Genomic DNA, 15,280 nt, shown 5'->3' with positions numbered 1-15,280 from the left:
CGCTGCGGCTTCGTTGATCTGTAGCAGGCTGACTTACTGGTTAGCCAGCTTGTGTTCCAGATAGTGAATGTTGACTCCGCCTTCGCAGAAGCCTTCATCACGAGTCAGATCACGGTGCAACGGAATATTGGTCTTGATGCCGTCGACCACGATTTCGTCCAGAGCGTTGCGCATGCGGGCCATGGCCTCGTCGCGAGTCGCGCCCCAGGTGATCAGCTTGCCGATCAGCGAGTCGTAGTTGGCCGGAACCTTGTAGCCGCTGTACAGATGGGAGTCCACCCGCACGCCGTTGCCGCCCGGAGCGTGGAAATGCTTGACCAGACCCGGGCTCGGGATGAAGGTCTTGGGATCTTCAGCGTTGATCCGGCATTCCAGCGCGTGGCCTTTGAACTCCACGTCCGCCTGGGTGAACGACAGCTTGTTGCCAGCGGCGATGCTCAGCATCTCCTTGACGATGTCGACGCCTGTCACCATTTCCGAAACCGGGTGCTCGACCTGAACGCGGGTGTTCATTTCGATGAAGTAGAAACGCCCGTTTTCGTACAGGAACTCGAAAGTGCCCGCACCGCGATAACCGATGTCGATGCACGCCTGGACACAGCTGGCCAGGACTTCCTTGCGAGCGGTTTCGTCGATGAACGGCGCCGGAGCTTCTTCCAGAACCTTCTGGTGACGACGCTGCAGCGAGCAGTCGCGGTCGCCCAGGTGGATCGCATTGCCCTGGCCGTCGGAAATGACCTGCACTTCCACGTGACGCGGGTTGGTGAGGTACTTTTCCAGGTAGACCATCGGATTGCTGAACCAGGCGGCCGCTTCGGCACGCGTCTGGGCCGCGGCTTCGATCAGGTCTTCCTCGCGATGAACCACGCGCATGCCGCGACCACCACCGCCGCCAGCGGCCTTGATGATCACCGGGTAGCCGACTTCACGACCGATGCGCAGCGCGGTCTGCTCGTCTTCCGGCAGCGGACCGTCGGAACCTGGAACGGTTGGTACCTTGGCGCGCTTCATGGCGTCCTTGGCCGAAACCTTGTCGCCCATCAGGCGAATGGTGTCGGCTTTCGGGCCGATGAAGGCGAAGCCCGACTTTTCCACCTGTTCAGCGAAGTCGGCGTTTTCCGCAAGGAAGCCATAGCCGGGGTGAATCGCCGTGGCGCCGGTGACTTCGGCCGCGGAAATGATCGCCGGGATGTTCAGGTACGACTGATTGGCTGGCGCAGGCCCGATGCAGACGGTTTCGTCCGCCAGACCCAGGTGCATCAGCTCGCGATCCGCCGTCGAATGCACGGCGACGGTCTTGATGCCCAGTTCCTTGCAGGCACGCAGGATACGCAGGGCGATCTCGCCGCGGTTGGCGATCAGAACTTTTTCCAGCATCGCAGGTTCTCCCCGGTTCAAACGATGGTGAACAGCGGCTGGTCAAATTCAACCGGCTGACCGTTTTCCACCAGGATGGATTCGATGACGCCGCTGGCTTCGGCCTGGATGTGGTTCATCATTTTCATCGCTTCGACGATGCAGATGGTGTCGCCTTTCTTCACGGTCTGGCCGACTTCGACGAATGCAGGCGAAGTAGGCGCCGGGGTGCGGTAGAAAGTACCGACCATTGGCGACTTGACCACGTGGCCGTTCAGCTTGGGTGCCGAAGGAGCTTCGGCTGCGGCAGGCGCTGCGGCCGGCGCGGGAGCGGCAACCGGCGCTGCTGCCGGAGCAGGCGCGTAGTAAGGCTGGGCCGGGGTTTTGCTGTGGCGGCTGATCCGTACGGATTCTTCGCCTTCACGGATTTCCAGTTCGTCGATGCCAGACTCTTCCAGCAGTTCGATCAGTTTCTTGACTTTGCGAATATCCATTAATCATCAACTCCCAGTGGGCTGTCAGGGGCTTTTTTCGGCGGCCGGTTCAAGTCGCGTGGACCCGCTCAGGCTGGGTCGGTCACGGCTTGGAGCTAACGGCCAATTGTTCCAGGGCGGCCTCCAGGGCCAGTCGGTAACCGCTGGCGCCAAGGCCGCAGATCACTCCTACAGCGACATCGGAAAAGTAGGAGTGATGGCGGAAAGGTTCGCGTTTGTGCACGTTCGACAAATGCACTTCGATGAATGGGATGCTCACTCCCAGCAGCGCGTCACGTATTGCCACACTTGTGTGCGTGAACGCAGCCGGATTGATCAGCACGAAGTCCACGCCTTCATCGCGGGCGGCGTGAATGCGGTCGATCAATTCGTACTCGGCATTGCTCTGCAGATACATCAGATGGTGGCCGGCGTCGCGGGCGCGCTGTTCGAGGTCCTGGTTGATCTGCGCCAGAGTGGTCGTGCCATAAGTGCCAGGCTCGCGAGTGCCGAGCAGATTCAGGTTAGGGCCGTGGAGCACCAGGATAGTCGCCATCGAATGTTCCTTTTTGTAGTGTGCAAGCGTTAACGCCCGGCGACTATGCCGCACGGGCGTTGAACTGTCCAGTTAACTACAATAGCCAGCACGATGAGCGATAATCGCGAAAAGTTTATGACTCAGGAGCTAGATTCGGTCATTTGCACCCTCAAGTCGCTCGATCAGGCCCTGAGCGTCTATTTCCCCCACGACCCGCGCAGTTGACTGCTCGTTGCCCGCTTTATCGAAGAACAACAGCGCAGGAGGACCGAACAATTTGTAGCGGTCGAGCAGGTCGCGCTGCTCGGAGGTGCTGTCCGTCATGTCGAAGCGGATCAGGTTATAGCCCGACAGACGGTTGACGACTCGCGGGTCGGGCAACACTTCATTTTCGATGACCTTGCAGCTGATGCACCAGTCTGCGTACCAGTCCAGCACCAGCGGTTTGCCCGCGTTTCTGGCTTCGCTCAATGCCCGCTCCAGTTCGGCGGCCGTGGTGACGGTCTGCCAGTGGGAAGACACGGACGCTACCGCCGCGCCGTTGCCGATGGCCTGATTGGTTCGCCCCAGCGGCCGCATCGGATCAGTCTGACCACTCAGCGCGCCGTACCAGCAAGCCAGAGCGTAGACCAACAAAAACAGGCCGATGAGCTGGGCAAGCTTCTGGCGAGGCGTTTTGTCGGTCAGTATCAGCGTGCCCATGAACAACGCGACGCCGGCACACAGCAGGCCGACCAGCAGTAACGTGATCTGGCCTGGCAGGACCCGGCTCAGCAGGCCGATCGCCAGACCCAGCAGCAGCACGCCGATGGCGTTCTTGACCGTCACCAGCCATGGTCCACTTTTCGGCAGCCAGGCCGCGCCACCGGTGGCGACTACCAACAGCGGCGCGCCCATTCCAAGACCCAGGGCAAAGAGCTTCAGGGCGCCTCCAAGCGCATCGCCGCTGGCGCTGATATACAGCAACGCACCGGCCAGTGGCGCCGAGACGCAAGGCGACACCAACAGGCTCGACACCACGCCCAGCACCGCCGCGCCCCACAGGGATCCACCCTGGGCATTGCCCGCGACGCGATCCAGGCGAGTGCTCAGCGCCTGCGGCAGGCGCAACTCGAAAACTCCGAACATTGCGATGGCGAACAGCACGAAAAACGCCGAGAACGGCACCAGCACCCAGGCCGATTGCAGCCGCGCCTGCAAATTGAGCCCGGCGCCGAACACGCCCATCAAGGCGCCGAGCAAGGCAAAACAGATCGCCATCGGCAGCACATAGGCGAGCGACAGGCTCAGACCGCGCAGGCCTCCGACCTGACCGCGCAACACCACGCCGGACAGGATCGGCAGCATGGGCAGCACGCACGGAGTAAACGTCAGGCCGACACCGGCGAGGAAGAACAGCGCGATTTCCTTCCAGGTCCAGCCCGCGGTTGTCGCGGGAGCAGCCGAAGCGGCAGGGGAGGTATCCACATCGCCGATCGTCAGGCGCTCGGTTTCCGGGGGATAGCAAAGGCCTTTGTCCGCGCAACCCTGATAAGTGACGGCCAGGGTGAAAGGCCGTTCTTCACCGGGTTTGCGCGGCAGTTCGATATCGAGGATGCCGTGATAGACCTCCACATCACCGAAGTACTCGTCGTGCTTTTTCTCGCCTGCCGGCAGCCGGGCATCGCCCAGACCTATGTCCGCAGGTTCGGTGCGGAACTGGAAGCGATGGCGATACAGGTAATAGCCTTCGGTGGCGACGAAGCGGAACTTGACCGATTCGGGGGTGGCGTCGATCAGGCTCAGTTGAAAGGCCTGGCGGACGGGCAGGAAATCTTTGCTGTTGTCCAGGGTGGCACCGCCCAGAACCGGTGCGGGACGATTGTCCAGCAGGCCGGCTGCGGTGACGGGCATGGCCAGAACAAGCAGAAGCAGGCATAGCAAACGGCGCATTAGTGGTCTCGCGTTTCCAGAGTCCGCGCATGATAACCAAGTGTGCCGCGCCGTGCTGAGCCGGGAATTTTAAGAGGGTGGTGCACAGGCGCGGATCACGTACGTACCCGTAGGAGCGGATTCATCCGCGAAGCGCCAGGCCAGGCGCCACATGAGTGGCGGTCAGGTGATCCCATCGCGGATGAATCCGCTCCTACACGGTGGGCCCATTCAATCCACGACGTTGAATTCCACCCGGGCGGTCTGGCCGCTTTCGTCCAGTACGCTCAGCTCATAGCGACCCAGGTGCGTCAGGGCCGTGGTGAAGTCCTGCTGGTTATCGGTATCGGCGACCTGGGTGCCGTCGATGAACCACCAGCGCCGGCCGCTCCCGCCCAGGGTCGACAGTTTCAGGCGCAACGCCTGTCGACTCGCGCCCGGCAGGCGCAGGTTGTCGCCGTCACGCACACCGACGATGCTCAGCGGCGGCGCAAGGGTCAGGCTTGGTGGCGGGCAGGCGGGATCGATGGCCGGCAGACGTGCTTCGCGTCGCTCGCCTCGCGGCAGCCAGGGTTCCAGCGGTGCCGGCCACAGCGCCACGTCCTGAGGGTGGGCGCTCGGACATCCCGATGCCGTCCTCAATCCTTGATCGTTGACCCATATCCGTTCCTGCAACCCGAGGCCCAGCGGCTGATCGGTGGCCTGCAAAGTCGGCGGCGCGGTGCCGTCCAGGGTCCAGGCGAAGCGCTGGCGGCGGCAATTGGGATCGGTCTTGCTCATGGGCTGTCCCAGCGGCCAGCAGATGGCCGCGACGCCAATGTTCATCGGCACCGGCTGAACCGGCGCGGCAATGCCACGCTGGCTGTCGCGATTGACCAGCACGTCGTGCACCTGGAGCATCAGGGGCGCCGCCGACGCCAGGCCAAACTGGCCGGGAACTGGGGTGCCGTCCGGTCGACCGATCCATACTCCGATGAGAAAGCGCGGACCGACGCCGATGGCCCAGGCGTCGCGGAATCCGTAGCTGGTTCCGGTTTTCCAGGCCAGTTGCGGACGTTGCACCAGATCGGCGCGAGGGTCGATGTCCGGTCGCGACTGACCGCTGAGGATGCGCCGGATGATCCAGGCCGCGCCCGGCGACATCATGCGTCTTTCCCGTAGCCGGTCGTCCGGCTGCAAGCGAACATCGGCACTGCGGCCGCCGCGCGCGAACGCACTGTAACCGGCGACCAGTTGCTCCAGACGCGTACCCGCGCCGCCCAGAATCAGCGCCAGATTGGGCTCGGCCAGCGGCGGCAAGGTCAAGGGTATCCCGCCATTGCGCAGCTCGGCGGCGAAGCGTTTGGGGCCGTAGGCTTCCAGCAGCTGCACCGCCGGCAGGTTGAGCGACATGGCCAGTGCCGAACTGGCGGCGACCGGCCCGCCGAACCCGGTGGAAAAATTGCCCGGCCGATAATCGCCGTAGCGGCGGGGCACGTCCTGCAACAGTGACTCCGAGTGAATCAGACCGGCGTCCATCGCCATGCCGTAGAGAAACGGCTTTAGCGTCGAGCCGGGGGAGCGCAGCGCGGTGACCATGTCCACATGGCCGAAACGTTTGGCGTCGTTGATGTCCACCGAGCCGACATAAGCGCGCACCGCCATGTTTTCGGACTCGACGATCAGGATCGCCGCCGAGGTCCGCTCCGGCAGGCGCGCACGCCAGCCCTGGATCAGGTCTTCCATGCGGCGCTGCAGACTGGCGTCCAGCGTGGTGCGGATCAGCGGCGGGCTGTCGTGGCGATTCAAGCGCCGGGCAAGCAGTGGCGCCAGACTGGGTTCCTGACGGGGCGCCAGCAGCAGGGGTTCTTCCAGCGCTTCATCGACACTTGCCTGCGGCCAGACCTGGAACTCGGCCAGACGACGCAGCACCTTGTCCCGGGCGATCTGCGCCCGCTGCGGGTGCCGATCCGGCCGCAGACGGCTGGGCGCCTGAGGCAGCACGGCCAGCAACGCGGCTTCCGAGCGGGTCAGGTTACGCGGCGACTTGCCGAGGTACGCCCAGCTGGCGGCCGCGACGCCTTGCAAGGTTCCACCGAAGGGCGCGCGGTTGAGGTAAATGCCGAGAATCTGCTCCTTGGACAGATGCCACTCAAGCTGCGCGGTGCGCCAGAGCTGGCGCAGTTTTCCCGGCAAGGTCCGCGAATGCGGATCGAGCAGACGGGCGACCTGCATGGAGAGCGTGCTGCCACCCGACACGACCCGCGCGTCGCTGAGGTTCTGCCAGGTCGCCCGCGCCAGAGCCAGCGGGTTGACCCCGGGGTGACTGTAGAACCAGCGATCCTCGTAGGTCAGCAGCGCTTCAAGATAATAGGGCGAGACCTGACCAAGACTGACCGGGTAACGCCATACTCCATTCGCATCGGCGAAGCGCCACAGCGGCGTGCCGTCCTCGGCCAGCACGACCCTGGCGAGATCATCCCTGGGCAGCGGCAAGGGCCAAATGCGGTCGGCCAGCCACAGCAGGGCGATCACCGCGAAAACGGCCAGCGTCACCCAGCGCAGCGCCAGGCAAAGGCGCGAGCCCGAGCATTTCGCCCAGATTGCAGATACCTTCTTCACCGTGCCGCGCCTTGATCATCCACAATGCCGCGTTGCGACGAGCCGGGCTCCAGGGAACCGGACGCACCGCACGGTAGCCAAAGCGAACAGATTATTTTTTCCATGAATCCGATAAGGACGTACATATGCAGGTAGAAGGCTTTTTCGAGTGGCTGGGGCAGGCGATTGGCGCGGTCATCCGTTTCATCGTCGATGGCCTTGCCTGGCTGTTCAGCGGGTTGACCAACGCCGGCGGGAATTTTGTCGAAGGCCTGTCCCGCACGTTGGGAATGGACACCTCGCTGATCAGCATCGCGGCCCTGATCGTCGGGCTGTTGCTGCTGTACTCGGCGATCCGGGCATTCATGCGCGCGTCGATCATCATGGGCATCATCTGGCTGGCACTGGGCCTGTGGATGTTGAGCTGGATCATCCACTGAGCCATTGAGCGCCGCCGGCTCGTGCCCTGACCCCGGACACGAGCGGCGGTTCGACTCACCCTTACTTGCCTTTTACCACCATCTGCGCCGGCGCATCACCCAGCGCTTGCCAGTTCGGGCGATACATCGATTCGACCTGCGGCGGCGGTACGCGATAGGTGCCCGGCGTCACGGCCCGTGCCAGGTACAGCAGGTGCACCGTGTCACCGCCGCCGATATCCAGCGCCGCAACGTACCGGTCCCCCCGGTATTCCTGATGTTTGATGCCGGCGTTTTCCATCGACTCGCGAATGCTTTTCACCGCTTCGCTGGCGTTTTCCAGGCTGGCGGCGCTTTGCGCCAGATTCTGGTTTTCCAGTTCCAGGCCCGCGGGCAACAGATCGACGACCAGCGCATCCGGAACGCGCTGGCGTGCCGCGATCTCCAGATGCACCAGCACCAGTTGCCCGGTTTTCAGCGCGCCGACGTTGAGCGGCGCACCGGCCAGTGTCAGGTATTCGCGACGAATGCCCAGGTTGTCACCGCCCGCGGCCGGGGGTTGGGTCGGATAACCCGAGACCGTCAGCTGCTGGTAAAGCGTTTCGCCGCTTTCGTTCTGGACGGCCAGCGGAGTAGCCAAAGCAGCGCCTTCCAGCTTGACGCCGGTCTGCGCATTGCTCAGCGCAAAGTTCTGTTCGCCGCTGTAGAGGCGGGCGGTCCAGTCACTTTCAGGCTTGCTCAACAGGTTGCGACCAGCCAGGAACAGCGAATTGCTTTCCTGTGTCGACAGAAAGCGACTGGCGGCCACTTCGTCGGCCAGCGCGAAGAGTCGTGCGTCGCGCTTGTCGCGCGCCATGTCGTTTTCTTCGAGCAAGGCGAGGATCAGCGCCTGATCGCGCAGCGGGCTGCCGTAGTCGGCCAGCCACTCGTTCTTGCGGCCGGCAGCCAGGCCGGCGGTGAGCGCCAGGTCGGCGCGAGGCTTGTCACCCATTTTTTCCAGTGCCACGGCCAATTGCACCAGCGGCAGGCCGGAGCGGGCATCGCTGCGGCGGTCGAACAGGCTGCGCAACGCGGCCAGCGGCGCCTGCTGGCTGCGCGACAGGACCAGACCGGCGTAAGCCTGCACGGCAAAGCGCGAGTGCTCGGCGTTCTGGCTGTAGTTGACCTGGATCTGCCCGCCATCCTGCAGATAACGCAGCAGACGTTCGCTGGCTTTCTTCAGTGCCTCGGGTGGCACGGCGTAGCCCTGATCCCGCGCGCGCAGCAGGAAATCGGTGACGTAGGCCGTCAGCCAGTATTCCTCTTCACCGTCCGCGTTCCACAGGCTGAAGCTGCCGTTATAGCGCTGCATGCCCAGCAGCCGCTCGATGCCGATCTCCACCTTGCGCTTGCGTTCCGCGTCCGGCTCGCCCGTCACGCCGAGGCGCTTGAGGGTGGCGGCGTCGGCATACAGCGATGGATAAAGACCGCTGGCGGTCTGCTCCAGGCAGCCGTAAGGATAGGCTTTGAGCGCACGGATCTGCTCGCCGAGGTTTAGCGGCGGACGGCTCGACACCGACAGCACGGCCTGACGCCCGGCAGGTTCGAAACTGTCCAGCGCGCCTTCCGGCAGCGTCCAGGGCTGGTCGCTGAGCGTCGCACGGTAGTGACGCAATTGCGCCGGGAAGGGCGGGCGCACGCCGATGGTCCATTCCCGTGAGAAGGGCGGCAGGTTCTCGCCCGGCAGGTCCAGGCCATTGATCGTCACTTTGACTTTGCCCTGACCAAGACCTCCTTGGGCAAGCACCGGCACTTTCAACGTGACGCGCTGGCCTTGCTTGAGTTGCAGCGGCTTGAGCTGGTCGCCGCCGGGAATGCTCAACTGACCTTCAGCGCTGACCGAGACGTCCAGTTTCTGCGCCTTGCCGGAGAGATTCGACACGTCCAGTGCCACGCTGGTCTGGTCACCGCCGGCCAGGAAACGCGGGGTGGACAGCTCGGCGATGATCGGCGCGGCGACGACCGTCTTGGCTTCGGCCATGCCATAGCGCTCATCGGTCCAGACTTGGGCCATGATCCGCAGCTCGCCGTTGAAATCCGGAATGTCGACGCTGACTTCACCTTCGCCTTTGTCGTTCAGAGTCACCGGCGCGCTTTGCAGAGCCACGATGGTCACGCTGGTGTCGGGGCGTTTGCCGCCCTTGGCCAATGCATCGCCGCCGAACGCCAGGCTCGCCAGACGACCCTGACCGGCTTCGATCAACTGGCCGTAGACGTCCAGCTGGTCGGCGCCGTAGGCCTTGCGACCGAACAGGCCGGTGAACGGATCGGGCGTAGCGTAGGAGGTGATGTTGAGGATGCCGACGTCTACGGCTGACACCAGCACCCGTGCCTGCCTGGGCACGCTGCCGTCCGCATTTTTAGCGGCGACTTTCAGTTTCAGTGGCTGCTTGGGACGCATTTTCTCCGGCGCGCTGATGCTCAACGCCAGCTTGCGCTCCGCGCGGTCCAGCGGCAGGTGCAGCACGCCGACAGCGCGCTTGGGCGTGATGTTGGCCTTGCGCTCGCCGGGACGGATCACCAGCGCGGTGACGTACAGGTCGTGGCGCGCCCATTTCTTGTCCAGCGGAATGTCGTAGGCCTTGCCTTCCAGCGGGACGTCGATCTCCTGCCACCAGAGCGGACCTTCGCTGGACTCGACCATCAGGTAGCCCTTGCCGGCCGCCGGTGGCGTGACGGTGATCTTGGCGGTATCGCCATCGGCATAGGCCGGTTTGTCCAGCGCCAGTTTCACCTGATCCGGACGCACCGCACCGCCGTCGGTGTTGTCCTGCCAGCGGTAGCCGGCCCAGAAACGCAGGCTGCTGACGAGGCCGGTCGAGGGATCTTCCACCTCGACACGGTACGGCCCCCACTCGACCGGGAAGCTGACCTTGGCGGTCGAATCCTTGCCGATATTGACGGTTTCTTCGCTCAGGTTGAGGAATTTCTCGTTGTAGTGATAGCTCCAGCCATCGCTGTTGGAGTAGTTCCAGTAGTAGTCGCGACGCTCGCGAACCAGGCGGACCTTGACGTTCTCGGCGGCCAGCTTGTGGCCAGCGCTGTCGGCCATGACGATTTCGAATTCGGCCGGGCCGTCGCCATCGGTCTGGGCTTCACCCTTGGCGGCTTCGTCGTCGTACTCGTTGTCGCTGGTGCTGGTGCCGAACAGCGGGCGCACGCCCGGCAGTTGCTCGGCCGGCCAGATCGGCTGGACCAGACGACGCGTGATCGGACGCCCACCGGACTCTTGCAGGCTGGCCTGCAGAATCAGCTGCAAGGGCGATTTGGCCTCGGCCCACTGGCTGCTCACGGTCAGTACCGACTGGCCGTTGGCATCGAGGGTGCTTGCGTCCAGCTCCAGGTCGTGCTTGAGGTCTTCTTCGGTGATCGAGCCGAACTGATAGCCCGGCAGAGCCGGCACCGCTTCGCGCAGCGGTCGCACATAGACCTGACCGGTCAGGCTGTTGCCCGAAGCAGGCGCGCCGTAGAGGTAACGTCCGGTGATGTCGAATTGCGGATCATCGGCTGGCGATATTGGTGTGTCGCTGCCTTTGAGTTCCAGCGCCAGACGCTCGGGCAGGAAATCCTCGACCTTGAATTCGTACAGTTGCGGCTTGCCGTCGCCCAGATCGAACACCAGCTGCCAGCGACCGGTCGGTGCTTCGTCCGCCAGTTGCAGCTGATATTGATAGAAGCCGGTGTTGTCGGCTTCCCACACGAACTTGCGGCTGACCTGATCGTCGGGCCGGCGCACTTCGACCGTGATGGGCTGGGGTTTGACCGGCTTGCCGTCGGCGTCGCGCAGCAGGCCGTTGAGCAGCACGGTTTCGCCGGGGCGGTAGAGGTCGCGCGGGCCAAAGATGAAGAACTGCATCGGGTGCGCCCGGGGACCTGTAATGTCGAACTCCGCCAGATCCAGCGCCGAGCTGTTGAGGCGCAGCATGCTGGTCTGCTCGTCCTTGTGTGCCAGCACTACGGCGGCCTTGGCCGGCAGCGGCATCTGCGCGTGGCCGTCGCCGTCGGTTTCGCCTTGCGCCACGACCTTGCCGTCGTTGTCGTAGATGTCGACCTTGACGCTGCCCAGCGCCTTGCCGCCTTCTAGTGCCTGGGTGAAAACGTCCAGACGATTGCTGTAGCGGTGCACCGACAGGCCGATGTCGCTGAGGGTGAACAGGGTCGCCGGCTGCGAATAGTTGTAGGTGCCCGAAGCGCGCATCACCGCCAGATAGACACCTGGGGCCTGAAGCGCCTTGATGCCGGAAATCGGCAGCAGCAGGGTTTCGCGGGTGTTGCGCGCCGGTTTGAGGTCGAAGCGGCCGCCATAGACCAGATCGGCCATCGGCAACAGCTCTTCGGACTCATAGTTGGACAGCGAGGTCGAGCCTTCCCACTGGCTCAGGAAGCCTGGAAGCGAGTCGGGCTTGACCCGGAAGAACTCGACGTCGACCTTGTCGACGTTCAGCGCGATCACCGGCAAGCCTTCGGCCAGACGGGTCGGCAACAGGCTGCCGCGGCTGGCGAAGCCGACGGTCGGTTGCAGGTCGCGGGTTTCCAGGCGGCTGACGAATTCGCTCGCCAGCTTCGCCTTGTTCACGGCCACAAGACCCGCGTCCACGGTCAGGACCAGCTTGCGCTGCGGTTCCAGATGACGCAGGCGCAGCTCCATGAGGTTGTCGGACAGTTCCCAGGCGCCGTCCACCTTGCCGTTCTTGCTGTCGACCAGATGCAGCTTCTCGCCGAATTTCTGCTCGGGGTCCAGTGGCACGGAAAAACTGACGGAGAGCGTACTGGCGCCCTCGACCTGGATTTCGGACACGTCGATGACCGTCAGCTCGCGGCCTGCGTAGCGTGTGCTCAAGGCGGCGAGGTCGATGGCCGGGCGAGGTTTGCTCTCGGCGGCCGCGGGCTGAGCCGTCTGACCCTGCGTGGGCGCAGGCGCGGTTTTGTCCGGGGAAGAGGAATCGCAGGCAGTCAGCAGCGCAAGCGCGCAGGCCAGAAACAGTCCTTTGTTAAACATGGGGCACTCGTCGACAGCAGTTCAGAGGCGGTGATGATATAGCAGTCATCGTTACATGCAGAGACAAATCAGCGGATTGTACGCCAGGTTTTGTGAACCTGTTCTCAGCGGTCTGGCTGGATGTTTTTGCAGGTGTTTCGGCCCGGTTCCGCGACGGGACGCTACAATGCGCGCCCTGTCAGGAGTAACCATGTCCAAGCTTTCCGCCGATTGGCGTCATCGCCCCACGCACCGCCGGGTCTGGGCTCTGGCGGCGCCCATGATCCTGTCCAATATTTCCGTGCCGCTGGTGGCGCTGGTCGACAGCGCGGTCATCGGGCATCTGCCTCATGCTCACCAGTTGGGTGCCGTGGCGGTGGGCGCGACCCTGTACACCTTTCTCGCCTGGGCGATGGGCTTCCTGCGCATGGGCACCACCGGTTTCGCCGCGCAGGCAGCGGGGCGCAACGATGGGGCCGCGCTGCGCCAGGTGCTGTTGCAGGGGTTGCTGCTGGCATTCGGGCTGGCCTCGCTGCTGGCGCTGATCGCACTGCCGTTCAGCCATCTGGCGCTGACGATGATACAGCCTTCCGCGGATCTGCATCAGATGACGCTGGAATTCTTCCAGACCCGCCTGTTCGGACTGCCCGCCGCGTTGGCCGGCTATGCGCTGGTCGGCTGGTTTCTCGGCACTCAGAGTGCGCGCGCGCCGCTTTTCATTCTGCTGACGACCAATCTGGTGAACATCGCCCTCAACCTCTGGTTCGTGCTCGGGCTGGACTGGGGCGTGGTCGGCTCGGCGCGCGCTTCGGTGCTGGCGGAATGGACCGGGATGGCGCTGGGTCTGGTGCTGGCACGCAAGGCGTTGCGGGAATGGTCGGGGCAGATTGCCTGGGCTGCCTTGAAGTTCTGGCGCAACTGGCGTCCGCTGCTGGCGGTCAACCGGGATATCTTCTTGCGCACACTGGCGCTGCAATCGGTCATGTTCCTGATCACCGTACAGGGCGCGCGTCTGGGCGACGCAACGGTCGCGGCCAACGCGCTGCTGCTCAACGGCCTGCTGCTGACTTCCCACGCGCTCGACGGCCTGGCCCACGCGGTGGAAGCGCTGTGCGGGCACGCCATCGGCGCGCGGGATCGGGCCACGCTGCGTCGATCCCTGGTGGTCGCCGGCGGCTGGTCGCTGCTCGCCAGCCTGGTCTTTGCCGTGTCGTTCATGACCGCCGGTCACTTGTTCATCAACCTGCAGACCGACATCCCCGAGGTTCGCGAAACGGCGGATATCTATCTGCCGTACCTGGCGGTCATGCCGTTGCTGGCGGTCTGGAGCTATCTGCTCGACGGTCTGTTCATCGGCGCGACACGAGCGCGTGAAATGCGCAATGCGATGCTGATCAATGTCGTGCTGATCGCGCCCATGGCCGTCTTTGCCAGCAGTCAGGGCAATCACGCCCTATGGCTGACCTTCCTGGTCTTCACACTCATCCGCGGGCTGACGCTGGGCGGCATCGCCTGGCGCCTGACGCGGACCGACGGCTGGTTCGCACGCTGATTCGGCTTCGTCCTCAGTACAGCTGACTGCCAAAGCCGATGTGCGGGCTGGTCAGGGTGAGACCGTTCGTATCAAGCCTCAGCTCGCTGTTGCCCGCGACTACTGTCAAACAGCTGCCGGGCTGCAGTTGCAGCGTCGGTCCGTCCTCCAGGCTTAGGCTTTGGGTGTCGCCCAGCCAGATTCGCGGGTCGAGTTGCATGTGCACAAGGTCTGGTCGTGATGCTGCTTTATGCGGTGTGGCCTGGCAATCCTGAAATCCGGCCACGATCAGGGGCCGATCGATATCGCCGCCCAAGAAGCCGACGGCCACCGGCAGGCCCGCGCGAATCGGCAGGTCAAGACCCGGCGCCAGCGACAGCCAGCATTCATCACGCAGCGGTCCGCCTCCAAGGGTGCCCTGGTCGAACCGCACACAAATCCTGCGATAGCGGTCGCGCTCGACTTCCTCGCCCTGGCGTCCGACCACCCAGGCCCTTCGCAGATCGGGAGCCGGCGGCCGAGGCGGAGGTGGTGGGGCGCTGAACCCCACTTCCCAGGGGATGGCGCGGAAACGGTTGATGTAAGGTTCGCCATCTTCGGGATTGCCGGCGCTGTGAGTCACCTGAGTGACCAGCCACATGTGATTCCATTCGGCGACCGGATGATCGACCAGCGGCAGCAATTGCCCGCAGCGCACAAATCCAAGCGTGCTTGCGCCTTCGGCCCGTTCTCCGGTCCGTCCGCCCGGGCTGTTCTGATCGGTGCCGGTGACACAGAAGCGCGTGACCCCGGCCTGTTCCGGCAGTTGCCGCCAGGGTGCGAGGGAGCTGCGTTCGAATCCGCGCAGCCCTTCGCCGATGACCAGCACATGACCTCGCCGGGAGTGGCGGAAGTGATAGTGCAGACCCTCCTTGCACAGCAGCCGCTGGATCAGTTGCAAGTCTGATTCCTGGTACTGCGTGCAGTATTCCCGTTCGCGGCTCTGGGTCTTGCTCTCGAAACGCCAAGTGCCTTCGCGCATCCCGTTTTCTTGCAGCACACGGGTGACGATCTGCGTGGCGCTCAAGTGCTGGAATATTCTCCAGCCGCCGCGCAGGCCCAGCCACGACAGACGCGGGCCGATTTGCAGGCGATAACGCGCAGGCCCCTTTCCGTAATGGCTGCGGGTCATGGCGAGGAGATGGCCGTGAAAACCCTGATCGCTACCCTTGAAGCTGATGAACGCGGGTCGATACATCAGATCCGCCGGGTCCAGGGCTCCCCCTTCGCTGACGATTTCCAGTTCGAAAACGTACGGCTGACTGATGGTTTCGGTACCGCGCAGCCACAGAACAGTGAAATGACGGCGCAGGCGGGCGACCTCCAGGCGAAACAGCGGCACGCTGGCGGGATCGTACATGGCGATGATTCTCTACCGGGAATGCGGTCGCGAATTCTGGCGGAGAAGAGGGGCGG

At 63.9% G+C, this 15,280-nt stretch carries 9 protein-coding genes; 2 read left to right on the top strand and 7 right to left on the bottom strand.

The genetic code is table 11. The features are described 5' to 3' along the window. Positions 1 to 33: 33 nt before the first annotated feature. From accC to pbpC, 5 genes are all read right to left on the bottom strand, one after another. A complete protein-coding gene (gene accC, locus TRP66_RS13560; protein ID WP_333403064.1) occupies positions 34 to 1,377 on the bottom strand; it encodes an acetyl-CoA carboxylase biotin carboxylase subunit in 1,344 nt (447 codons plus the stop codon). A 17-nt stretch (positions 1,378 to 1,394) separates the two neighbouring features. Then, a complete protein-coding gene (gene accB, locus TRP66_RS13555) occupies positions 1,395 to 1,850 on the bottom strand; it encodes an acetyl-CoA carboxylase biotin carboxyl carrier protein (RefSeq protein ID WP_333403062.1) in 456 nt (151 codons plus the stop codon). Positions 1,851 to 1,932: 82 nt separating this feature from the next. Continuing rightward, positions 1,933 to 2,385, bottom strand: a complete 453-nt coding sequence (aroQ, locus tag TRP66_RS13550) for a type II 3-dehydroquinate dehydratase (RefSeq protein WP_333403060.1) — start codon at positions 2,383 to 2,385, stop codon at positions 1,933 to 1,935. A gap of 129 nt (positions 2,386 to 2,514) precedes the next feature. After that, entirely contained in the window at positions 2,515 to 4,299 is a 1,785-nt protein-coding gene (locus TRP66_RS13545; RefSeq protein WP_333403058.1) for a protein-disulfide reductase DsbD, read from the bottom strand. 210 nt (positions 4,300 to 4,509) lie between these two features. After that, the gene (gene pbpC, locus TRP66_RS13540; RefSeq protein WP_442965206.1) at positions 4,510 to 6,828 is read right to left on the bottom strand and encodes a peptidoglycan glycosyltransferase PbpC; all 2,319 of its coding nucleotides are present in this window, start codon (positions 6,826 to 6,828) and stop codon (positions 4,510 to 4,512) included. A gap of 176 nt (positions 6,829 to 7,004) precedes the next feature. Between pbpC and TRP66_RS13535 the strand changes: the two genes are divergently transcribed. Beyond that, positions 7,005 to 7,298, top strand: a complete 294-nt coding sequence (locus TRP66_RS13535) for a hypothetical protein (protein ID WP_333403056.1) — start codon at positions 7,005 to 7,007, stop codon at positions 7,296 to 7,298. A gap of 61 nt (positions 7,299 to 7,359) precedes the next feature. On the opposite strand, the gene TRP66_RS13530 is transcribed toward TRP66_RS13535, so the two are convergent. After that, the gene (locus tag TRP66_RS13530; protein ID WP_333403054.1) at positions 7,360 to 12,315 is read right to left on the bottom strand and encodes an alpha-2-macroglobulin family protein; all 4,956 of its coding nucleotides are present in this window, start codon (positions 12,313 to 12,315) and stop codon (positions 7,360 to 7,362) included. 190 nt (positions 12,316 to 12,505) lie between these two features. Here TRP66_RS13530 and TRP66_RS13525 point away from each other — a divergent pair, with 190 nt between their 5' ends. Next, complete coding sequence (locus TRP66_RS13525) at positions 12,506 to 13,846, top strand: MATE family efflux transporter (RefSeq protein ID WP_333403052.1); 1,341 nt, start codon at positions 12,506 to 12,508, stop codon at positions 13,844 to 13,846. A 13-nt stretch (positions 13,847 to 13,859) separates the two neighbouring features. Here the strand turns inward: TRP66_RS13525 and TRP66_RS13520 are convergent, their stop codons facing one another. Next, a complete protein-coding gene (locus TRP66_RS13520) occupies positions 13,860 to 15,224 on the bottom strand; it encodes a type VI secretion system Vgr family protein (protein WP_333403050.1) in 1,365 nt (454 codons plus the stop codon). Positions 15,225 to 15,280 lie beyond the last annotated feature (56 nt).

This window comes from Pseudomonas sp. JDS28PS106, from assembly GCF_036706555.1.
Taxonomy (GTDB): domain Bacteria; phylum Pseudomonadota; class Gammaproteobacteria; order Pseudomonadales; family Pseudomonadaceae; genus Aquipseudomonas.
Note: the sequence above shows the minus strand (reverse complement) of the source record. Positions and strands in the feature narration are given on the sequence as shown.